Genomic DNA, 21,938 nt, shown 5'->3' on the forward strand with positions numbered 1-21,938 from the left:
GGGCAGGTCACACGAAAAAGCGGGTTCGAAGTTTCTCGCTCTAGGTGCACCATTACCTTCTCTTGAAGGCCTGTTTTCCAAGGATACTAGGCACCTAGCGCCCCTCCCGAGACAAACTCGGGACACTTCGAGGGCACGGCTATGGTGATGATGAAGCTCAAGCACGTCAATGAACTCTCCGACGGTCGTAAGCGGTTCCGTCGGCGCCCCCCTAAGGCCGTGGTCGAGGTGTTGGGCGCGCCAAGCAGAGCCTCGGTGAGAAGATTGCCAAGGACATCCACCGCGCGACGCGCAAGCAGTGTTCGGCGGAAGAGACGATCAGGATCGTGTATTTTGACGGCTTGAAGGGCGGGGACAACGAGACCTTGTCCTTGTGTTTGGGAAAGAGGCCAACTTCAAACCGCGGACTTTTCAGGGGAGTTTGTCATTCAGCACCCGGTTCGGGCGTCCACGTCCGTCGTTCCCTTCTAAATTGACAATTGTTGACAATCGACTTAACCGTCGATGGATGCAACCGTTGCGAAGGGGAGATTTCATGACGGACGGTCTAGGCGTGGCGGTTGATTCATCGGAGAAATGGCGTGCAGGTTGAGACGGGCGATGCGATGGAGTTCGGGGCGCTTGCCACCTGCTTCACCCCCATGAGCGACGAGGTGGCTGCCGATCTGGCATTGCGCCACTATGGGCTGTCGGGCGGCATCAGGCGCTTTGCGACCGAAAAGGACGATACGTTCCGGATCACTACGGCGGACGGCGCAGCCTATGTGCTGAAGATCGGAAATGCCGATGAAGACCGCACCGAACTGGATATGCAGGTTGCGCTGATCGGGCATCTGGCAGACAGCGCGGACCTTCCGGTTCCATGCGTGTTTCCGGATCTGTCGGGCGATTTGATCAGTGAGATGATCGACCCGGAGGGCCAGACGCGTCTTGCGCGCTTGATTACCTATCTGCCCGGCACGGTGCTGGATACCACCGACAGCAGCGCGGCTGAGCGGGAGCGGATCGGAGAGGTCCTGGCGCGGCTGCGTTTGGCAATGGCCGATTTTTCGCATCCCGGCGCACATCGGGTCGTTGCCTGGGATGTGCGCCACCTGGCCGGCCTGACGGAACTGATGGAATATGTCGCCGACCCCCTCCAACGCGCAGCGCTGCAAGCGGGGCTGGATCGGTTCCTGCCCCTGATGCCGCGGGTCGACGCGTTGCGCCGCCAAGTTCTGCACAATGATTTCAGCCGTTCCAATCTGATCGTCGATCATGCCCGGCCCGATTTCGTGACCGGCATCATCGACTTCGGTGATGCGGTGCATACGGCGGTTGCAGTGGATGTGTCGACGGCATTGCTCAACCAGTTGCCGCGTGATGCAGCCGCGCGGGGGCGCGATGGAGACCTCTTTTCCGAGGGGCGCGATCTGCTGCGCGGCTATTTGACCTTTGCCGATCTGACGGAGGAGGAGCTGCGTCTGATCCCGCACATGGTCATGGGGCGCGTGATCGCGCGGGCGCTGCTGTCGATCTGGCGTGCGGCGCTGTTGCCCGAGAATGCGACCTATATCCTGCGCAACACGGATCAGGGCTGGGCACAGCTTGACTGGTTCCTGGCGCGCAGTCCCGAGCAGGTTTCCGATCTGCTTTTCTGACATCCTATCCTAGGAGTATCCCTTATGACCCAGCAACGCGGAAAGATGGTCAATGCCTTCGATCCGGCAAGCCTTGCCGCCCTCGCGCCGGAAGAACAGGCCGCTATCGAACGCCGTATCCGATTGCTTGGCCCGGCATATCGGTTGTTTTATCAGACCCCGGTTCAGGTCAGCGAGGGCCGGGGGACGCGGCTTTTTGATCGGCAGGGGCAGGAATATCTGGATGCCTACAACAACGTGGTGTCGGTCGGCCATGCCCATCCCCGCGTGGTCGAGGCCGTGCACAGGCAGATGTCCACGCTGTGCACCCATACCCGCTACATTCAGGACGGCATTCTTGATTTCGCCGAACAGATCCTTCCGACCTTCGGCGGCACGATCGGTGAGAGCGGGCACATCATGTTTACGTGTACAGGATCGGAGGCCAACGATCTGGCGACCCGGATCGCGATGCACAAGACGGGCAGGCAGGGCATCATCGTGACGCGTGAGGCCTATCATGGGAATTCCTATCTGACGGCTGGTTATTCGCCGTCTCTGGGGACATCTTCGCCGCTGGGGACTTGGGTGCGTCGGGTGAATGCGCCCGACAGCTATCGCCACGATCCGGCCGAACTGGGCCGGCGCATGGCGGCCGAGGTCACCGCGACGGCGGCCGAACTGGCCCGACAGGGCGACGGCTTGGCCGCGTTCATCGCGGATTCGCTGTTCTCGTCGGATGGGGTTTATGGCAACCCCGAGGTTCTGGGGCCGGTGGCCGAGGCCGTGCGCGCTGCGGGTGGCCTGTTCATCGCCGACGAGGTGCAGAGCGGCTTCGGGCGGTCCGGCGACAAGATGTGGGGCTTTCAGCGCCATGGCCTGGATCCCGATATCGTCACCATGGGCAAGCCGATGGGCAATGGATACCCGGTGGCTGCCGTGGCTTTGAAGCATGATGTCGTTGCGGAATTCGGTCGTGATACACGCTATTTCAACACATTTGGCGGCAATGGCGTGGCGATAGCGGCGGCCCATGCCACCTTTGACGTTCTGCGTGACGAGGGGCTGCAGGAAAATTCACGTCTGCGTGGCGAACAGATTCGCAGTGCTATTCGACAAATGGCTCCACGCTTTGACAAAATCGGCGATGTGCGCGGTGCCGGGCTCTATATCGGGGTCGAAATGGTCTCGGATCGGGAGGCAAAGATTCCTGACGCCGTTGAGGCCACGCGGGTCGTCAATGCGCTTCGGGAACGCCGTGTGCTGATCTCGGCCACCGGGCCGGATGCCAATGTGCTCAAGATCCGCCCGCCGCTGGTCTTCTCCGAAGCGGATGTGGACTGGCTTCTTCACGATTTGGAGGCCGTCCTTGCCTCGGAGTGAGATCGTTTCTGCCGAGTCTCTAAAGCCCGATTTCAAAACCGCCAGCTTGTCTGGCGGTTTTTTTGCACGATTTTGCGGCACGGCAGCTTCATCTTGCCTCCGATGACACTTTTTTTTCGGAGGAGGGGTCGTTCGTTCAAGCCGGTTTGAAACGGTCTTGTGTCGCTAGATGTTTTTTCAAGACACTGAAAAGTATTGATAAAATAAAGGGAGCGCTGACGGTTCTTCTCTGAGCGTTTCCATCCAAGGCTCTCAACCAACGCTGTTGCAGGACGAAAGGATCGCTGGCTAGCTTGCATGGACGATTGTTGACAATCGGCAAGACCGCAAACAGCCAGCATCCGGAGAATTACTATGTTCATGAGCCCCCTTGGTTCCCGCTTCACGAAAGCGGTACTGCTCTCGCTCGCGATTGGTGCGACGACCAGCACCACCGCATTTGCCGAAACCACTGTCACCGCCGTGATGCACGCCCCCCTGCGCGCACTCGATCCGGCGATCTCCACGGCCTACATCCTGCGCAACTATGCCTACATGGTTTATGACACGCTTCTGGCACGTGATGCCGATGGCAACATCAAGCCCCAAATGGCGGATTGGACGGTCTCGGACGACGGGATGACCTATACATTCACTCTGCGTGATGGCCTGATGTGGCACGATGGCACCCCGGTCACCGCCGAGGATTGCATCGCCAGCATCGCGCGTTGGGATCAGGTCGACAAGACCGGCCAGGTCATGGCGTCGCTGATGACCGAAATGTCCGTGGTGGACGACAAGACCTTTACCATGACCTTTTCGGAGCCGACCGCCGTGGTGCTGACCGCGCTCAGCAAGCCGTCCGGGATCGCACCGTTCATGATGCCGAAAGCCGTGGCGTCAACCCCGGTCAGCGAACCGATCACGTCCACCATCGGATCGGGTCCGTTCAAGTTCGTGGCGGATGCCTATCAGCCTGGCGTCAGCGCCACCTTCGAGAAGTTCGACGGCTATGTTCCGCGCGATGAACCCTCGAGCGGCTTGGCCGGGGCCAAGGAGGTTCTGGTCGACGAGGTCGTCTGGACCTCGATGCCGGATCCCATGACCGCCGCAAACGCGTTGATGGCTGGAGAGATCGACTTCATCGAACAGCTGCCCCATGACTTGCTGCCGCTGGTCGAGGGTAACTCTGACTTCCAGCTGAAGATCTTTGCCAAACAGGGCAGCCAGAACCTGGCTCGGATGAACCACACCCTGCCGCCGTTCGATAATCCAGAGATGCGTAGGGCCGTGATGCTGGCGCTGGGTCAGCAGTCGATGCTGGATGCTCAGGTTGGGGCGGGTTCGGAATACGGCAATACCTGCCCGGCAGTCCTTGGCTGCGGGAGCGCCTATGCCAGCGACTACCTGGCCGATGAAATCGTCCAGCCGCATCCCGAGGCCGCGAAGAAGATCCTCGAAGAGCAAGGTTATGACGGCACTCCGATCCTGCTGATGCACGCGACAGACCTTGCCAACCTGACGCCGCAGGGCCCGGTCATTGCCCAGCAACTGCGCGATGCGGGCTTCGCTGTCGACATGGTATCCATGGATTGGGCCAGCGTCGTCGCGCGTCGCGGGTCGAAGGCGACGATCGCCGATGGTGGGTGGAACATGTTCTCCACCACCAACGTGCTGCCCGACGTGGATGATCCAATCGGTTTCATCGGTGTGGCCGCAGGGGGCGATTCCGCATGGTTCGGCTGGCCGGACGTGCCGGAAATCGAACAGGCCCGCGCCGATTTTGCAAGCGTGGCGGACCCGGAAGAAGCCAAGGCGATCGCGCTCAAGATCGACAAGCTGGTCAAGGATAACGGTGTGATGGTCCCGATGGGCGAGTTCTCTTCGGTCACCGTCGCGTCCAGCGCGATCACGTTGGGTGTCGATGCAGAAGCTCCGGTCTTCTGGAACCTGTCAAAGTCAGAGTGATCGACTAATGGGGGTCTTCATTCTCAAGCGGTTTCTCTCGGCGGTGCCGGTGTTGTTCATGGTGGCGATCATCGTCTTCCTTGTGCTGCGCCTGTCACCGGGGGATCCCGCGGTCATGATCGCGGGGCCCAATGCGACCCCCGATCAACTCGCAGCGCTCCGCGATGCAATGGGCCTGAACGAGCCCCTTCTGACCCAGCTGTTTGTCTGGCTGGGTCAGATCCTCAGCGGCGATTTCGGCGTTTCGCTGGTTTCGGGCCAGCCGGTGACTCACCTGATCATGGACCGCTTTGGTCCGACCCTGTCGTTGAGCATCGTTACCTTGATCATCGCGGTCGTTGTGGCGATTCCGCTGGGCGTGATCGCCGCCTGGCAACAGGGCAAGTGGCTGGATCGCCTCGTGATGGCGGGCTCGGTTCTGGGGTTCTCGGTTCCGGTCTTCATCATCGGCTACACGATGATCCTGATCTTCGCGCGTATTTTGGGGTGGTTCCCGGTACAGGGGTACAAGCCGCTGTCGGACGGGTTCGGTGAATTCGCGGTCCGGCTGGTGCTGCCTGCCGTGTCGCTCAGCTTTCCCTATATCGCGCTGATCGCACGCATCGTGCGCACCAATGTGATCGAGGTGATGAACGAGGATTACATCCGCACCGCTCGGGCCAAGGGCCTGACCGAAGGCGGCGTTCTGATGGGCCATGCATTGGGGAATGCGGCGGTGCCGATCATCACCATCATCGGTGTTAGCATCGCGATGCTGATCGGCGGTGTGGTGGTGACGGAATCGGTGTTCAACATTCCCGGTCTCGGGCGGCTGGTGCTGGAAGCGGTATTGGCGCGGGACTACACGGTGATCCAGTCGGTGATCCTGTTGTTCTCGACAATCTACGTTTTCATCAACCTGGTGGTCGACCTGCTCTACAGCCTGTTCGATCCGCGCATCCGCTACTAGCGGTGCCTCGGTCGCGCGGGTTGTCGACCTGCGCGACCGCACTTCGCGAACGGAGACTGGCCGGGTGCGTCCCGGCGCAAACACAATGAACGAGATAGGCAGGGTGACAAAAGACATGACTACAAAGACCTTGACCGAGCCTTCTACCACCGCGCAGGATCTGCCCGAAATGACAACCGTGCCCGAGACCGGTACGGTAGCCACGCTGCGGGCAGTATTCTCTACCTGGGCTGCACGCATTTCCCTGATCGTCGTGGTGGTTATCGTAGCGATGGCGCTACTGGCGCCTTGGCTGGGCACGCAGGATCCGGTGCAGATTGCTCCGGGAGAGCGTTTGCAAGGCAGTTCGCTTGCGCATTTCTTGGGAACCGACAGCTACGGGCGGGATGTATACTCCCGTATTGCCTATGGCGCGCGCATTTCGCTGGCCGTGGGGGCAGGGGCGGTTGTCATTTCTGTTCTGCTCGGCATCTTCTTCGGAGTGCTCACGGGCTATTTCCGTTGGGCGGACCTGATTGTCATGCGTTTCATGGACGGGTTGATGGCGATCCCCGGTATCCTGCTGGCGATCGCGCTGGTGGCGATTTCGGGTGCGACGCTGACCACCGTGCTGATCGCGATCGCCGTGCCGGAAATCCCCCGCGTTGCCCGCATGGTGCGGGCCGTCATTCTGGGGGTGCGCACCGAACCCTATGTGGAGGCTGCCACCTGTCTCGGCACCAGCATGTGGGCGATGGTCTGGCGCCACCTGTTGCCCAACACGTTGGCGCCGTTGTTGGTGCAGGGGACCTATATCTTCGCGTCCGCCATCATGACGGAATCGATCCTGAGCTTCCTTGGCGCCGGCATCCCGCCCGAAACGCCTTCATGGGGCAACATGATGGCCGAAGGGCGGGTCTATTTCCTGCTTAAACCTGAACTGATCCTCTACCCGGGCGTGATGGTGTCGCTGACCGTTCTTAGCGTGAACATGCTCGGCGACGTGCTTCGGGACCAACTGGATCCGCGCATGGCGAAACGGCTTTGAACATGACCAATTCAACAGATTCCGAAGGAAACTCAGACATGACTGATATCGCTTCCGCTCCCAAGGTCGTGCTCTCGGTTGAGGATCTGCGCGTCGATCTGGTGCCCGCTGGCGAAAAGTCGATTGTGCGCGACGTGAATTTCCACGTGATGGAGGGAGAAACCGTTTGCATTGTGGGGGAATCCGGTTCGGGAAAATCGGTGACCTCGATGGCGGTGATGGGCCTGTTGCCAAAGGGTAGCTTGGCCGTCACCGGCGGGCGCATTCTGCTGGATGGCGAGGATATCACCCGCGCCAGCGCCGCCCGAATGCGTGAATTGCGCGCCGCAGGTGTGGCGATGGTATTCCAGGAGCCGATGACTGCGCTCAATCCCGTGCAACGGGTGGGTGAGCAGATTGACGAGGTTCTGCGCCTGCACAGAAAGATGTCGTCAGCAGAACGCAAGAAGAGCGTCCTCGACATGCTCGAACGGGTGCATTTACCGGATGTTCAGCGGATCTATCGCTCTTATCCGCACCAGCTGTCTGGCGGCCAGCGCCAGCGTATCGTGATCGCCATGGCTCTGATCCTGCGCCCACGTCTGTTGCTGGCCGATGAACCCACCACCGCGCTCGACGTGACCACGCAAAAGCAGATCCTGCGTTTGATCCGTGAGCTGCAGCAAGAGGAACGCACAGCGGTCGTCTTCGTCACCCACGATTTCGGCGTGGTGTCGGAAATAGCGGATCGCATCGTGGTTATGAACCGGGGCGACTTGGTCGAAACCGGCAGTTGCGACAAGATTTTGTCCGATCCGGCCGACGATTACACGCGGATGCTGGTCTCTTCCGTGCCCAGTTTGATCCCGCGCTGCGGCCCGGTCGAGAAAACGCCGAAGGTGCTGGATGTCGTGGGACTTTCGAAGACCTACGGCAAGAAGGGGTTTGGCAAGGGGGGCAATCTGGTCCACGCGGCGAATGAGGTGAACTTCACCGTCCGCAAGGGTGAAATCACGGGTATCATCGGGGAATCCGGGTCCGGAAAATCCACCGTGGCGCGCTGCGTGATCCGTCTGGCCGATCCGTCGGCAGGCGCTGTTCTGGTCAATGGGAGTGACATCGCGAGCACCAAGAACCTGAAAGCCGTGCGCAAGACGGTACAGTACATTTTCCAGGATCCCTATCGCTCACTCAATCCGCGTCGCACCATTGCGCAGTCACTGATGGAGGGGTTGGTCAACTATGGCATGGCCGACACCGAGGCCTATGCGAAGGCTGCCGAAACCCTGGAACTGGTCGGGCTTCCCGCAAGTGTGATGGGCCGCTACCCGCACCAGTTTTCCGGAGGTCAGCGACAGCGGATCGCGATTGCACGCGCCTTGGTGATGCAGCCGGATTTGCTGATTGCTGATGAGGCCGTCTCGGCACTCGACGTGTCGGTCCAGGCCCAGGTGCTGGAACTGTTCGAGACAATCCGCAAACGCACCGGCATCGCCGTTCTCTTTATCACCCACGATCTGCGCGTGGCGGCGCAGATCTGCAACTCGATCGTGGTGATGCAACGCGGTCAGGTCGTGGAGGCGGGAACGGCCGCCGATGTCCTCTCCGCCCCGCAGCACCCCTATACCCAAGCCTTGATCGCGGCAGCCCCCGCGCCAGGCTGGGATTTTCAGAATTTCCGACCCTCCAGGGCCGTCTGATCAATAAAGGAAAGATCATGCGTATCGTCTTTGCAGGTTTCCAGCACGAGACAAACACCTTTGCCCCCGACAAGGCTGATGATGCGGCCTTCGCCCATGGCGGCGGTTTCCCCGGCCTGTGCAGGGGCACCGACGTGTTCGACGCGCTGGTGCCCACGGCCAATGTGCCGGCTGCAGGCTTTGTCAAAGCCGCGCGCACGGCCGGGCATGAAATCGTGCCGGTCCTGTGGTGCGCGGCCTGTCCCTCGGGCCCCGTGGCACAAGAGACGTATGAAAGGATCACGACCGAGATCATTGACGGCATCATGGCGGCGTTGCCCGCCGACGCGATCTACCTGGATCTGCACGGCGCGATGGTCGCGGAACATGTCGATGATGGGGAAGGCGCGTTGCTGAGCCGTCTGCGGGCGAAAGTGGGTGACCTTCCGATCGTGGTGAGTCTCGACCTGCATGCCAATGTCACCGCGCGAATGCTTGAGGCGGCGGATGCGCTGGTCGCCTTCCGCACCTATCCGCACGTCGACATGGCCGCGACGGGGGCCCGTGCGCTTGCCGTGCTCGAGTCCCGCCTGGCCGTTGGAAAACCCTTCGCGATGGCAGCGCGGCGCCTGCCGTTCCTGTTGCCGATCTGCTGGCAATCGACCGATGATCAGCCGGCCAAGGGGCTCTATGAACGCCTGGAATCGATCGAGGCGGAAACCGGCGTGCCGGCGCTGAACTTCACCATGGGCTTTGCCGCTGCTGACTTTGCCGAATGCAGCCCGGTCGTCTGGGCCTATGGGGCGACAGAGCGTGAGGCAATCGCAGCTGCTGAAACGATGGAGGCCGAAGTCCTGGCCGCCGAGGCCGCCTTCGAAGGGCCGCTTTTCGATGCCGAAGGAGCCGTCGCCGAGGCCTTGGCGCTGAACGCGCAGGGCATGGCGCCCATCGTCATCGCCGATGCGCAGGACAATCCCGGCGCGGGCGGAAACTCCGACACGACGGGCCTTCTGCGGGCGTTGATCGCGGCGGATGTGCCCGATGCCGCCATCGGCTTGATCGTTGACCCTGCGGCGGTTGCAGCCGCCCATGCGGCAGGCGAGGGCGCGACCGTCCATGTTGCGCTGGGCGGGCGCACCCAACCCGGCGACGCGCCGGTGGAACTGGAGGCTGTGGTGGAGCGTCTGTCGGATGGAAATCTGCGCACGAAAGGGCCTTATTACGGCGAAAACTCCATGGATCTCGGCCCCAGCGCCTGCCTGCGCGTGGGCGGTGTGCGGATCGTCATCGCCTCGCACAAGGCGCAGCTCGCCGATCAGGAGATGTTCCGGTATGTCGGGATCGAACCGACCCGGACAAAGATTCTGGTGGTGAAGAGCGCGATCCATTTCCGTGCCGATTTCCGGCCAATCGCCGCGAAGATACTGACCGCCGTCGCGCCCGGGCCGATGGCGATGCTCGCCACCGATTGGACCTGGACGAACCTGCCCGATGCGATGCGGATGCGCCCCTGCGGCCCGACCTTTGCCGAGGTGTCGGGCAAGGCGTCCGAACCAATCTGCTGATCATCATCATCCGAGGAAACGATCATGTCCAATCTCTGGCGCCATTCCGCCACGACCATCGCCAATCTTGTCCGCCTGAAACAGGTGTCCGCCACCGAGGTGGCAAAAGACGCGCTGGCGCGCCTGGATGCAGTAAACCCGTCGATCAACGCGGTGGTCGATTTCCGCCCCGACGAGGTGATCGCCCAGGCCGAGGCAACCGATGCCGCCATCGCTGCGGGCAAGCCGATGGGCCCGCTGGCCGGGGTGCCGGTGACGATCAAGATCAATATCGATCAGGCCGGTTTCGCCACCAGCAACGGGCTGAAGTCCAAGGCGAACCTGATCGCTTCGGAAAACAATCCGGTGGTGGACGGGTTCCTGCGGGCGGGCGCCACGTTGCTGGGTCGCACCAACACGCCGGCCTTTAGCTGCCGCTATTTCACCGACAACCAGCTGTTCGGACCGACGAAGAACCCGCGCGATCCGGCATTGGGGCCTGGGGGGTCGTCGGGCGGGGCGGCCGCGGCCACGGTTTCAGGGATCGGCTGCATCGGGCATGGCAACGACATCGGCGGATCGGTGCGCTATCCGGCCTATGCCTGCGGCATTCATGGCCTGCGCCCGGGTCTGGGACGCGTGCCCACCTGCAACGAGAGCGGCCCGGATCGCACCATCGGGTTCCAGATCATGTCGGTCCAGGGGCCGCTGGCGCGCACGGTCAACGACGTTCGCCTGGGGTTCCATGCGATGGCTGGCCGCGACATGCGTGATCCTTGGTGTTTCGAGGCCCCCGTGGCCGCAGGCTACAACCCGAAACTCGCGGCGATGTGCCTACGCCCCGAAGGGATCGAGATTGCGCCCGAGGTCGAGGCGGCGATGGTGGACAGTGCCGAACGTCTGCGCGACGCGGGGTGGACAGTGATCGAGCTGGACCAGATCCCGCCGCTCAAGGAGGCGAGCATGATCATGCATGTCCTGTGGGTGGCAGATGCCCCGGAGCAGAAGATCGCCGAAGCCGTCGCCGAGGGCGATCCGGGGGCCATGGCGGCGATGCGGGGGGCCGTGGCCAAGGTCGGCCCGGTCGATCTGGCGCGCTATTCCGACACGCTGACGCGGCGTGCAAATCTGGTGCGCGAATGGCTCGCCTTCCTCGAACGCTTTCCGGTTCTCTTGTTGCCGGTCAGTTCGAAACTGCCACTGGCGGCGGATGCTGATCTGACCGAGGGCTACGAATTCATCTATGACAACCAGCATTTCATGGCCGGCCTGCCCGCGATCGGGGTGCCGTCGATGACCGTGTCCACCGGCATGGCGGGCACGTCTCCCGTGGGGGTGCAGATCGTGGCCACCCGAATGCGCGAGGATCTATGTCTGGCGGCAGGGGAGGCGATCGAGGCGGGCGGGGTGCCCGCGATGCCGATCGACCCGATTCTTGCTTGAAACGAAAGTGCAAACCATGACCCTCACCGATATTCGCTCTCCCAACGTCTCGCGCGCGAGGGTGCTGGAAAAACCCGCCGTGAAGGGACGCGGGGGCATAGTTGCCGCCCAGAACCGCCACGCCGCGCATGTCGGCGCGGAGGTGCTGCGTGCGGGCGGCAACGCGGTGGATGCCGCTGTGGCGACCTCCTTCGCGCTGGGGGTTCTGGAACCCTGGATGAACGGGATTGGCGGGGTTGGTGCGATGCTGGTTCGTCCGCATGACGGGCCGGTGTCGTCGATTGACGCAGGCGCACGATCGCCTGCTGGCCTGAACCCTGCTGATTTTCCGTTGGTCGAGGGTAAGGATGGCGATCTGTTCGGCTGGCCGAACGTGCTGGAAGACCGCAATGTGGTGGGCGCGCGATCCATCTGCATTCCCGGCCTGGTTCGCGGTCTGGGCGCGGCCCATGCCCGCTTCGGGCGGATGCCTTGGGCCGATCTTGTTGCACCTGCTGTAGACCTGGCTTCGGACGGGCTGGTGGTGGATCACCACGTGACACAGTGGGTCGCGCAGGAGATGGCGCGGTTGCAGCGCAACGAGGCCTGTGCGGCCTGGTTTCTGCCGGACGGCTATCCGCCTGTTTCGCCTGCTGCCGTGACCGGAGAGGTTGCCCGGCTTTGCTCCCCGAACCTGTCAGCGACACTGGCCCGGATTGCGCAGGAAGGACCTGATGCGCTTTATCTGTCAGATCTGGCACAGGATTTGACCCGCGACGTGCAGGATCTGGGCGGCTACCTGAGTGCCGAAGACATGGCCGGGTTCGAGGTTGTCGAGGCTCCGGCGCGCAGCGAACCCTATCGCGGATACGAGTTGCATTACGTGCCGGACCTCAATGGTGGGGTTAGCGTCGCGCTTGCCATGCGGTTGTGCAATCGCGATCACCGCCCCGCCGGCCCGATGGTCTCACCGGATGATATCATGGCCTATGCCTCGGCAATGGCCGCATCGTGGGAGCACCGCTTTGCGGAATTGGGCGATGGTGCCGAGCGCACGCTGCCAAGTTGCACGACGCATTTCAGCGTGGTCGATTCCGAGGGTATGACGGTCTCCCTGACCCAGACGCTGCTGTCGCTGTTCGGATCGGGTGTTGTGTCGCCTTCCACGGGGATCTTGCTCAACAACGGGGTGAACTGGTTCGATCCGCGCCCCGGAAAGATCAACGCTATCTCGCCGGCCCGCAAGGCGTTGGCGAATTATTCGCCCGTCATGCTGACTGGCGAGGATGATGTCGTCGCTTTTGGTGGGTCTGGCGGACGCAAGATCCTGCCCGCCGTGTTCCAGGCCCTGGCCCGGATCGCCGATTTCGATGTCGAACTGGATTGTGCCATCGCCGCCCCGCGCTTCGATCTGTCGGCGCCGCCCGTCCTGGTTGCGGATCCGCGTTTTGGCGCGGACCTGCTGAGCCGCCTGGCTGAATGCTATCCGGTCGTCTTGGCCGATCGGATCGACCATCCCAACCATTACACCACCTTGTGCGGCGTCCGTCGCAAGCAGGGGATGAATTATGGTGCGGCAGAGCCGTGGCACCCTTGGGCCGAAGCCGTTTCCGAAGGCGAGCGCCTGTTTCCCGAAGATTGATCAAGCGAGACAAAAATGACCAAAGTTTCCCTCCCCTCTGTTTCCTCCGCCGAGAGCGATGCGCTCTGGAGCCTGAGTGCAAGTCGTATCGCGGCACTCGTCTCGGGGGGCGAGATTTCGGCACTCGACGTCGCCCGCGCGGCAATGGATCGTCTGAGCGCGGTGAACCCGGCGCTGAACGCGGTGGTCGATTACCGCCCCGAAACGGTGATCGCGGCAGCACAGGCCGTGGACGATGGTCTTGCTGCAGGCCGTGACATGGGGCCTCTCGCGGGGGTGCCGATCACAACCAAGGTCAATGTCGATCAGGCTGGGTTTCCCACCACCAACGGGCTGAACGCACAGAAGGATCTGGTTGCCGAGACGAACAACCCGGTCGTGCAGAACCTTATCGATGCCGGCGCCGTACCGCTGGGGCGAACCAACACACCCGCCTTCAGCTATCGGTGGTTCACCTCGAACCTCCTTCACGGGCGCACGGTCAATCCGCGCGGCAAGGGGCTCACGCCGGGTGGATCGTCCGGCGGTGCCGGTGCGTCGGTGGCGGCCGGGATCGGGGCCATCGCACATGGCACCGATATTGCCGGTTCGGTGCGTTACCCGGCCTATGCCTGCGGCGTGCACGGTTTGCGTCCGACAATCGGGCGCGTGGCGGCCTGGAATGCCAGCGGCAAGGATCGCCCGATCGGGCCACAGATGATGGCGGTGTCCGGTCCGCTGGCGCGTCATGTCGGGGATCTTCGTCTGGCATTGCAGGCGATGATGCGCCCGGATGTTCGCGACGCCTTGCATGTGGCGATGCCGTTCAATGGCCCGGACGTGCCGAAACGTGCCGCATTGTGCATTCGCCCCGACGGGATGGACACCGCACCCGAAATCGAGGTCGCGCTGAGGGAGGCGGCCGCACGTTTGGTAGAGGCCGGCTGGGTCGTCGAGGAACTAGAGGATCTGCCGCCGATCAACGAGGCCGTGAAGGTGCAGATCGTTCTATGGATGGGCGACAATTACGATGGTCAGGTCGCTGCGGCACAAGCCGAAGGTGATCCGGGCGCAATCGCTGCGCTGGCCGGTCAACGCGAGTTCGTCGAGGCGCTTGGCCCGCAGGATCTGTCCGAAGCGTTCATCACCCGCTTGGGTATCGTGCGGGCCTGGATGCAATTCATTGCACGCTACCCGGTCGTTTTGTTGCCGCCCTGCGCCGAGTTGCCGTTCGAGGATGATCTGGATCTGAAAAGCCCCGAGGACTACGCTCGTGTCTGGCGCGCCCAGGCCCCGATGCTCGGCCTGCCCGTCACGGGCCTGCCGTCGCTGACGCTTAATACCGGGTTCACAGCGAATGGCACACCGGTGGGGGTGCAAATCGTGTCGGGCAAGTTCCGAGAGGATGTGTGCCTTGACGCAGCCGAGGCGATCGAGGCGCGAATGCCTCCGTGCCCCATCGCCATGCTGCCCTGAACGGAACTTGTGCCCGAGATCGGATGGCTCTACGGTCTTGCGCCGGCAAGCGGGGAGGAGACGCCCATGGCCTTTGAGAATCTTCCGTCTGTCACGCGGAAGTCCACCGAGATGATCGTGACCGACACATTGCGCGACTACCTCCTGTCAGGAGAGATCTCTCCTGGTGAGCGGCTGACGGAAATTTCGTTGGCCGATCGCCTGGGGGTGGCGCGATCAACTGTGCGCATGGCGCTGCATCGGCTCAATTCCGAAGGGATCGTCCGACAGATCCCCTACACCGGATGGGAGGTCGCATCACTCACGGGAAAGGACGTCTGGGAGCTCTGGACATTGCGCGGTGCGCTGGAAAGCCTGGCTGCGCGGTTGGCCGCAGCGCGCAAGGAGCCGGAAATCAGAGCCGATCTGACTGCCGCGCATGACCAATTGATCGCGGCCTGCCATGCCAACAACCTGCCCGCGATTATCGAGGCTGATTTCGAGCTTCATCGTCGGATCCTGGCCGCCAGCGGGCATCAACTGCTGGCCGCGCAATATCGTGTGGTAGAATTTCAGGTCCGGTTGTTCATCGCCACGTCGAACACCCATATTGCCACCGGTCCTGATGATATTATCGCGCAACATGAACCACTGATGAACGCGCTGCTGGATGGTGATGCCGAACGCGCCGCGCAGGAGGCTTGGCTGCATGATGAAAACGAAGGACGGCGGCTGATGGATTGGCTCGCGGGGCAGGCCGCAGCAACATAACCACAGTCGCATTTGCCGCCGACCTTGCCGATTGAGAACGGCGGAGAAAAAGCCCTCCATGTTCCTGTCCGTCGTCATTTCACATGGGACATCAAAGCGACTTGTTCTTCGGGGGCTCCGGCTTGGTCGTGTGATCGGATGTGCGGGTTGTGTTTCGGCCCTGCTTTGTTGATGACGCCGGGATGGGGCATTGCTTCAGGGCGCGGTACCGGACCGGAACGTGTTTTCCCAGGAGTCTAGGAGTTGCGTGCGGCGGTTGGCGTCGAGCGCGACAAGCAGCGCCGGCGACAGCGCGATGGGTCGGCGCGCGCTGGGTGGCAATCCGGTTTCGACAGGGTCCATCGCAGTGACCAGGCCAGCCTGGCCCAACAGCGCCTGCGCCTCGGCCGAGAGCAGGAAATCCAGCAGCGCGGCAGATGCGGTTGCCTGGGCGGCACCGGTCGGGATCATGTAGGCGCGCGACAGGGTCAGGGTGTAATCCTCGGGCAGAATCATGCCGACCTCAGGGCGCGCCGCGCTGGTGACGTAAGAGCCGAGCACGTTGTAGGCGACGACGAACCGGCCCTCGGCAACCCCCTCGATGATCTCGGCGGAGCAGCATGTCGCGATGGCATCGACCCGCGCGAAGCTTTCCAGGAGCGCGCCAAAGGTCGAAGCCTCGAGACTGTCGCTGAAGGCAAAGAGGAACCCCAGGCCGGAGGCGGCGATATCATAGGTGGCGATCCGCCGGCGAAACAGGTCCGGGTCGCTGCGCAGGGCATCCAGCAGGGCAAAACGGTCGCGCGGCACCGCCTTGCCGGTGAACGCGGCCTTGTTATAGGCGATCACCGCCGGCTCCATCGTCACCCCCCACAGTTCGTCGCGCCAACGGCGGGTCGTGGGCAGCGCCAGCGTGGCAGGGGAACGGTGCGGAACCGCGCAGGCCGCATTCACCAGCCAGACCATCTGTTGCACCGCCGAGGACAGGATCGCATCGGCCGGTTGCCCCTCGCCTCGGCAGTCCGCCCGGGCGCGGGCGAACAGGGCGTTGGATCCCCATTGCTCGTAGGTGATGGCCAGGTCCGGGTGCCGCGCGGCAAAGCGGTCGATGAGGGGGCCGATGATCGCGATATCGGTGGTCGACCGCACGAGGAGCCGGGTTGCCCCGGTTCCGAACCGGCCGGTGGCCTCCTGCGCCGAAAGCGGGCCGGAGGCAAGGGCGACAAGGGCGAGCAGCCAGGCGAAACACCTCATGACAGATCCTCCGCTGCGGGCAGGACCAGCGCGATCTGAAACCCCTGCGCGTCGCGGCTCAACGCCACCGTGCCGCCAAAGGCCGTCGCGACCGCTTTCACGATCGACAGCCCGATCCCGGCGTTGGTCTCGCCCGATCCGGCGGTCCGGTTGAACCTCTCGCCTAGTCGGGCGGTCACCGAAGGGTCGGGACCGGACCCGCTGTCGCGTACCCAAAGGATCGCGTCCTGCCCCCGCCGTTCGGCGCCGATGAAGACCGGCGATCTGCCGTGTTTCAAGGCGTTGCCAAGCAGGTTGCGCGCGGCCTCGCCAAGCGAAAAGGCGTCGGCGCGGACCAGGACCGGCTGGTCCCCGATTTCCAGCTTGAGCCGCATCCCGGGTGCCAGAACCGCGTGGTCGTCGCGCTCCAGGATGTCGAGCGCGACATCCCGCAGGTCCACCGGGACACGCGGTGCGCTGTCGCTCCGGTGCACGACAAGGGCGCGGCTCAGAAGCTGGTCCAGAAGCGTGCCCAACGACCTTGTCCGCACCAGCAGGCGGTCCAGGGCATGGGACCTGACATCGGCGTCGGGTTCGGTCGCGGCGCTCTCGGCCTGGATGCGGATCGCGGCCACCGGCGTGCGCAACTGGTGCGCCGTGTCCGAGATGAGGGTGCGCATCGCGTCGACCTGTCCCTCGAGGCGCGCCATGAAACGGTTCATGGCCCCCAGCATGACCTGGAATTCCCGCGGCAGGCGTTCTGTCGGAATCGCGGTGAGGTCATAGGGGTCGCGTCGGGCCAGATCCTCGGTGACCGCCTCCAGCGGGCGCAGCGCCCTGCGGACCACCACCCAGGCGATCAGCAGCAGCGTCGCCCCCGCGACCGCCATCGGCACCAGCGCGTCAAGGACAAGGTTGCGGGTCATCGCCGTCCGGGCCCGCGTGGTCTGTCCGACGATCACCTCGATCGTGCCGGAGAAATCGCGTTCGGCGAACCGGCGGTCGACCTTGACGAAACGGGCGGCCTCGCCGTTCAGCGCCGCGTCGAAAAAGCCGTCCCGGCGGTTGGAGCCAGGGGCGATCCGGGCTTGCGTGTCCAGCCCGGTGACAAAGGCGCCGTCCGGGCCGTGAACCGCGTAATAAACGCGATCGTCAGGCGCCTGCGCGAGGAGTTCGAACGCCGATACCGGCAGGTTTACCAGCGGTTTGCCGTCCTGGATCCGGATCGACTCGGCGATGTGGGTCGCCGCGCCCAGCAGGATCCGGTCATAGGCCTGCTGCGCCGCCTTGCGCCCGTTCCACCAGGTCGATCCGGCCACCAGGACGCCGCCCAGCAGCAGGATCGCCAGCACCGCGACCAGCACCCGGGTGGCAAGGGCGCGCGGTTCAGCCATCCCGGTCGCCACTCTGGCCGATCCGATAGCCGACGCCGCGCTGCGTGGTGATGGTCACGTCGCTGCTGGCCAGCTTCTTGCGCAGCCGGGCAATATACAACTCGATCGCATTGACCCCGACATCGGCATCGTCGAACCCGTAGAGCATATCGTAAAGCCGCGTCTTCGACAGGTATTGCCCCCGGTGGCGCATCAGCGCATCCAGCAGCGTGGCCTCACGACGCGTGAGGCTGAGCGGATGTGCCCCGAGCGCCGCGCTTCGGTCCTTCAGCACATAGGTCAACGACCCGAGGGTGATGGTTTCGTCCTTGCGGGCGGCATCGCGCCGCACCAGCGCCCGCAGCCGCGCCTCGAGTTCGCGCTGGTCAAACGGCTTGCCCAGGTAGTCGTCCGCGCCCTGGTCCAGCGCCTCGATCCGGTCATCGACCGAGGCCAGCGCGGTCAGCATCAGAACCGGCGTGCGGTCGCCGGCGGCGCGGATCCCCCGCAACAGCGACAGGCCCGAACCATCCGGCAGGTTGATGTCCAGGATGATCGCGTCATAGCTCTGCACCGCGCGGCAATCGTGCGCCGCCTCGATGGTCGCGGCAAGATCGCAGGTGAGGCCGGCGCGCCCGAGATGGGCGATCACCCCCTCGGCCAGATCCGCCGCGTCCTCGACCATCAGGATGCGCATGTGCCGTCCTTCCCACCGGTTTCGGAGTTTCTGACAGGTTCGTGACAGGAACATTGGTTACACATTCGGAACCCGCAGGAAAGGGGCCTCGGCCTCATGCCGCGCGGGGACCGATGTCGGCGCAGGGGAGCGCCGGACACACCCAAGGAGGAACACATGAAATTCGTCGCAACCCGCGGTGCGCTCGCCGCCGCCTTGCTGTCTCTGTCCACAATCGCGGCGACGGCACAGGAAAACCCCGAATGCATCGCCCCCGCCAACCCGGGCGGCGGCTGGGACTTCACCTGTCGCCAGGTCGGCAAGTCGATGCAGGACCTCGGCATCATCGAAAAGACCATGCAGGTCGTGAACCTCGCCGGGGGCGGCGGTGGCGTGGCCTTTGCCGAGGTGGTGAACAAGCGCGGCGACGACAACGACCTGATCGTCGCGGCGTCCTCGGCGACCGCGACCCGGCTGGCGCAGGGCGCCTATCCGGGCAACACCATGGACCAGGTGCGCTGGTTGGCCTCGATCGGGGCGGACTACGGCGTGATCGCCGTGGCGGCCACCTCCGAAATCGACAGCCTTCCCGCGCTGCTCGACCAGATCAAGACCGACCCGACCTCGGTCTCCGTCGCCGGCGGTTCGGCGGTGGGGGGCTGGGATCACCTCAAGGTGCTGATCGCCGCCAACGCCTATGGCATCGAGGACGTGCGCTCGGTCAAGTACATCGCCTTTGACGGTGGCGGCGAGGCCGTGACCCAGCTGCTGGCCGGGTCGGTGCAGGCCTTTACCGGTGACATCTCCGAGGCCAAGGGCTTCGTCGACAGCGGCGATATCAAGGTGATCGCGGTGCTGGCGCCAGAGCGGCTTGGCGGCGAATTCGCCGACATGCCCACCGCCCGGGAACAGGGTATCGACGCCATCGGCGCCAACTGGCGCGGATTTTACGCGCCGGGCGGCATGTCGGACGCAGCCTATGACGCCTGGGTCGCCAAGATCTCGGAACTCTACGCTTCGGACGCGTGGAAACAGGTGATGGCGGCCAACGGCCTTGCCCCGCTTGACCTCCAGGGAGCGGCCTTCCAGTCCTTCGTGTCCGACTCCGTGGCGCAGATCCAGTCGATCTCCCGCGACATCGGAATCATCAAGTAGGCGCGCCCGGCGCGCTGACCGGGTGGCGGCGCCTCCCTGCCGCCATCCGACGCGCGCCGCCTGTCCCCTTGGGCGGCGCGCGCCCCTTTCATGACACCCCTGACGTCCCGAACTGGAGATCCCAATGAGTGATCGCATCTTCGGGATCTTCGGCATTTTCCTCGCCATCGGCTTCGCGGTCTCGGCGTTGTATATCGAGGAGAGCTTTCTCTCCGATGCCGTCGGTCCCAAGGCCTTTCCCATCATCGTTGCCGTGGTTCTCGGCCTGTCCTCGGCCGTGATCGCCCTGCGCCCCGACGCCGGGCCGCAATGGCCGGCGCTCGGACGGCTGGTCGAGATCGGCGCCGTCGTCGTCGTCCTGATCCTCTATGCCGAGCTGCTGCCGGTGGCGGGATTCGTCCTGGCCACCGCCTTTGCCGCCACCTACCTGGCCTGGCGTCTCGGCTCCTCGGTGATCGAATCCGTCCTGACCGGCATCGGCACCTCGGTCGGCATCTATGTCATCTTTCACCTCGTGCTCGGGCTGTCCCTTGCGCGTGGGCCGTGGGGGTTCTGAGCCATGGACACGATTTCGAATCTCGCCGACGGTTTTGTCATCGCGCTGACCTGGCAGAACCTGCTGCTGGCGTTTCTGGGGTGTTTCCTCGGCACCATCATGGGCGCGTTGCCGGGGCTCGGCCCGTCCAATGGCGTCGCCATCCTGATCCCGCTGGCCTTTACCCTGGGCCTCGGCGCCACGCCGTCGCTGATCCTGCTGACCTCGGTTTATTACGGCGCGATGTACGGCGGGCGGATCAGCTCGATCCTGCTGAACATCCCCGGCGACGAACCGGCCATGATGACCTGTCTCGACGGGCACCCGATGGCCAAGAAGGGCCTCGCTGGCGAGGCGCTGTCGCTGTCGGGCGTCGCCTCCTTCGTCGGGGCCTTCATCGCCACCTGGGGGCTGATCCTGCTGGCGCCGCAACTGGTGAAGATCGCGCTTCTGTTCGGCCCGGCCGAGTACTTCGCGCTCTTCGCGCTGGCCTTCATGACGCTGGGCGGCGTGTCCTCGACCAACCAGGCAAAGTCGGCCTTTGCCGCCGCGCTGGGCCTCGGCCTCGCCATGATCGGCGTCGACACCCAGACCGGCGTTCCGCGTTTCACCTTCGGCGAAGTCCACCTTTACGACGGTCTCGACTTTCTCGTGGCGATCGTCGGGCTGTTTGCCCTGTCCGAGGTCTTCATCTTTCTGGAGAACCGTCACGGCGGCAACGCGGACGGCTCCAAGCTGAAGATCGGCAAGCTCTACCCGCCGCTGTCGATGATCCGGCAGACCGCGCCCACCATGCTGCGTACCTCTTTCCTGGGTTTCCTCGCCGGGGTGTTGCCGGGGGCAGGGGCGTCGCTGGGGTCGTTCATCTCCTACTCGATGGAAAAGAAGCTGGTCGACAAGGAGGGCACCTTTGGCACCGGTGACCCGCGTGGCGTGGCCGCACCCGAGGCGGGCAACAACGCCGCCGCCGGTGGCGCGCTGGTGCCGATGCTGGCGCTGGGCGTGCCGGGGTCGGGCACGACCGCCGTGCTGCTGGCGGTCCTGCTGAGCCTGAACATCACGCCCGGACCGCTGCTGTTCACCCAGAACCCGGACGTGGTCTGGGGCCTGATCGCGGCGCTCTTCATCGCCAACTTCATGCTGCTGGCGATGAACATTCCGATGGTGGGCCTGTTTACCCGGGTGCTGATGGTGCCCTCGCGCATCCTGATGCCGGTGGTGGCGATGGTCTCCTTCGTCGGGATCTATGGTATCTCGGGTTCGACCTTTGACCTGCTGGTGATGATCGGTTTCGGGGTGATGGGCTGGGTGCTGCGCAAGCTGGACGTTCCGCTGGTGCCGATCATCCTGGGGACGCTGCTGGGCAACTCCATGGAGAACAACCTGCGCCGCGCGGTGACCATCGACAACGGCAACTGGCTGACCCTTGTCGACAGCCCGTTGTCGATCACGCTTTGGGCGATCGCAATCATCGGTTTCGTGCTGCCGCTCATCGTCGGCGCTCGGGTCAAGGCCGGCATGCACGCGCGGCGCGACGAAGAGGGCGCGATCAGCGACTGACCAGGGATCGCCGCCCTTCCCTCGGATTCGC

Annotated in this window: 18 protein-coding genes; 14 read left to right on the forward strand and 4 right to left on the reverse strand. The window is 63.7% G+C overall.

Annotated elements, in window-relative coordinates:
- Positions 1 to 641 precede the first annotated feature (641 nt).
- Both ABWV23_RS20075 and ABWV23_RS20080 read left to right on the forward strand, forming a co-directional pair.
- Entirely contained in the window at positions 642 to 1,640 is a 999-nt protein-coding gene (locus ABWV23_RS20075; RefSeq protein ID WP_353351043.1) for a phosphotransferase, read from the forward strand.
- Between the two features lie 24 nt (positions 1,641 to 1,664).
- Positions 1,665 to 3,002, forward strand: a complete 1,338-nt coding sequence (locus ABWV23_RS20080) for an aspartate aminotransferase family protein (RefSeq protein ID WP_353351045.1) — start codon at positions 1,665 to 1,667, stop codon at positions 3,000 to 3,002.
- Positions 3,003 to 3,034: 32 nt separating this feature from the next.
- On the opposite strand, the gene ABWV23_RS20085 is transcribed toward ABWV23_RS20080, so the two are convergent.
- Positions 3,035 to 3,364 (reverse strand): hypothetical protein, encoded by a 330-nt coding sequence (locus tag ABWV23_RS20085; RefSeq protein ID WP_353351047.1) that lies wholly within the window; start codon positions 3,362 to 3,364, stop codon positions 3,035 to 3,037.
- Between ABWV23_RS20085 and ABWV23_RS20090 the strand changes: the two genes are divergently transcribed.
- The 9 genes from ABWV23_RS20090 (at position 3,363) to ABWV23_RS20130 (ending at position 15,396) form a co-directional block, all read left to right on the forward strand.
- Positions 3,363 to 4,949 (forward strand): ABC transporter substrate-binding protein, encoded by a 1,587-nt coding sequence (locus tag ABWV23_RS20090; RefSeq protein ID WP_353351049.1) that lies wholly within the window; start codon positions 3,363 to 3,365, stop codon positions 4,947 to 4,949. The two genes, ABWV23_RS20085 and ABWV23_RS20090, sit on opposite strands and share 2 nt — an antisense overlap.
- Positions 4,950 to 4,956: 7 nt before the next feature.
- Entirely contained in the window at positions 4,957 to 5,898 is a 942-nt protein-coding gene (locus ABWV23_RS20095; protein WP_353351051.1) for an ABC transporter permease, read from the forward strand.
- A 115-nt stretch (positions 5,899 to 6,013) separates the two neighbouring features.
- Positions 6,014 to 6,925, forward strand: coding sequence for an ABC transporter permease (locus tag ABWV23_RS20100; protein WP_353351053.1), 912 nt, complete (start codon positions 6,014 to 6,016; stop codon positions 6,923 to 6,925).
- A 38-nt stretch (positions 6,926 to 6,963) separates the two neighbouring features.
- Positions 6,964 to 8,604, forward strand: a complete 1,641-nt coding sequence (locus ABWV23_RS20105; RefSeq protein WP_353351055.1) for a dipeptide ABC transporter ATP-binding protein — start codon at positions 6,964 to 6,966, stop codon at positions 8,602 to 8,604.
- Positions 8,605 to 8,621: 17 nt separating this feature from the next.
- A complete protein-coding gene (locus tag ABWV23_RS20110; RefSeq protein ID WP_353351057.1) occupies positions 8,622 to 10,148 on the forward strand; it encodes a M81 family metallopeptidase in 1,527 nt (508 codons plus the stop codon).
- A gap of 24 nt (positions 10,149 to 10,172) precedes the next feature.
- Positions 10,173 to 11,570, forward strand: a complete 1,398-nt coding sequence (locus ABWV23_RS20115; RefSeq protein WP_353351059.1) for an amidase family protein — start codon at positions 10,173 to 10,175, stop codon at positions 11,568 to 11,570.
- Between the two features lie 16 nt (positions 11,571 to 11,586).
- Positions 11,587 to 13,191, forward strand: coding sequence for a gamma-glutamyltransferase (locus ABWV23_RS20120; RefSeq protein ID WP_353351061.1), 1,605 nt, complete (start codon positions 11,587 to 11,589; stop codon positions 13,189 to 13,191).
- Positions 13,192 to 13,206: 15 nt separating this feature from the next.
- Positions 13,207 to 14,646, forward strand: a complete 1,440-nt coding sequence (locus tag ABWV23_RS20125) for an amidase family protein (protein ID WP_353351063.1) — start codon at positions 13,207 to 13,209, stop codon at positions 14,644 to 14,646.
- 66 nt (positions 14,647 to 14,712) lie between these two features.
- A complete protein-coding gene (locus ABWV23_RS20130) occupies positions 14,713 to 15,396 on the forward strand; it encodes a GntR family transcriptional regulator (protein WP_353351065.1) in 684 nt (227 codons plus the stop codon).
- Positions 15,397 to 15,591: 195 nt separating this feature from the next.
- Here ABWV23_RS20130 and ABWV23_RS20135 read toward each other — a convergent pair whose 3' ends face one another.
- The 3 genes from ABWV23_RS20135 to ABWV23_RS20145 are packed head-to-tail and all read right to left on the reverse strand — an operon-like array spanning position 15,592 to position 18,678.
- Positions 15,592 to 16,629, reverse strand: a complete 1,038-nt coding sequence (locus tag ABWV23_RS20135) for an ABC transporter substrate-binding protein (protein WP_353351067.1) — start codon at positions 16,627 to 16,629, stop codon at positions 15,592 to 15,594.
- The gene (locus ABWV23_RS20140) at positions 16,626 to 18,002 is read right to left on the reverse strand and encodes a sensor histidine kinase N-terminal domain-containing protein (RefSeq protein ID WP_353351069.1); all 1,377 of its coding nucleotides are present in this window, start codon (positions 18,000 to 18,002) and stop codon (positions 16,626 to 16,628) included. Before ABWV23_RS20140 ends, ABWV23_RS20135 begins: the two co-directional genes overlap by 4 nt.
- Entirely contained in the window at positions 17,995 to 18,678 is a 684-nt protein-coding gene (locus ABWV23_RS20145) for a response regulator transcription factor (RefSeq protein ID WP_353351071.1), read from the reverse strand. Before ABWV23_RS20145 ends, ABWV23_RS20140 begins: the two co-directional genes overlap by 8 nt.
- A 156-nt stretch (positions 18,679 to 18,834) precedes the next feature.
- Between ABWV23_RS20145 and ABWV23_RS20150 the strand changes: the two genes are divergently transcribed.
- From ABWV23_RS20150 to ABWV23_RS20160, 3 genes are all read left to right on the forward strand, one after another.
- Positions 18,835 to 19,812 carry a Bug family tripartite tricarboxylate transporter substrate binding protein gene (locus ABWV23_RS20150; RefSeq protein WP_353351073.1) on the forward strand — a complete coding sequence of 326 codons (978 nt, stop codon included), beginning with the start codon at positions 18,835 to 18,837 and terminating at the stop codon, positions 19,810 to 19,812.
- 124 nt (positions 19,813 to 19,936) lie between these two features.
- A complete protein-coding gene (locus tag ABWV23_RS20155; protein ID WP_353351075.1) occupies positions 19,937 to 20,368 on the forward strand; it encodes a tripartite tricarboxylate transporter TctB family protein in 432 nt (143 codons plus the stop codon).
- A 3-nt stretch (positions 20,369 to 20,371) separates the two neighbouring features.
- Complete coding sequence (locus ABWV23_RS20160; protein WP_353351077.1) at positions 20,372 to 21,907, forward strand: tripartite tricarboxylate transporter permease; 1,536 nt, start codon at positions 20,372 to 20,374, stop codon at positions 21,905 to 21,907.
- Positions 21,908 to 21,938 lie beyond the last annotated feature (31 nt).

The sequence above is a fragment of the Aquicoccus sp. SU-CL01552 genome, assembly GCF_040365005.1.
GTDB lineage: Bacteria > Pseudomonadota > Alphaproteobacteria > Rhodobacterales > Rhodobacteraceae > Antarcticimicrobium.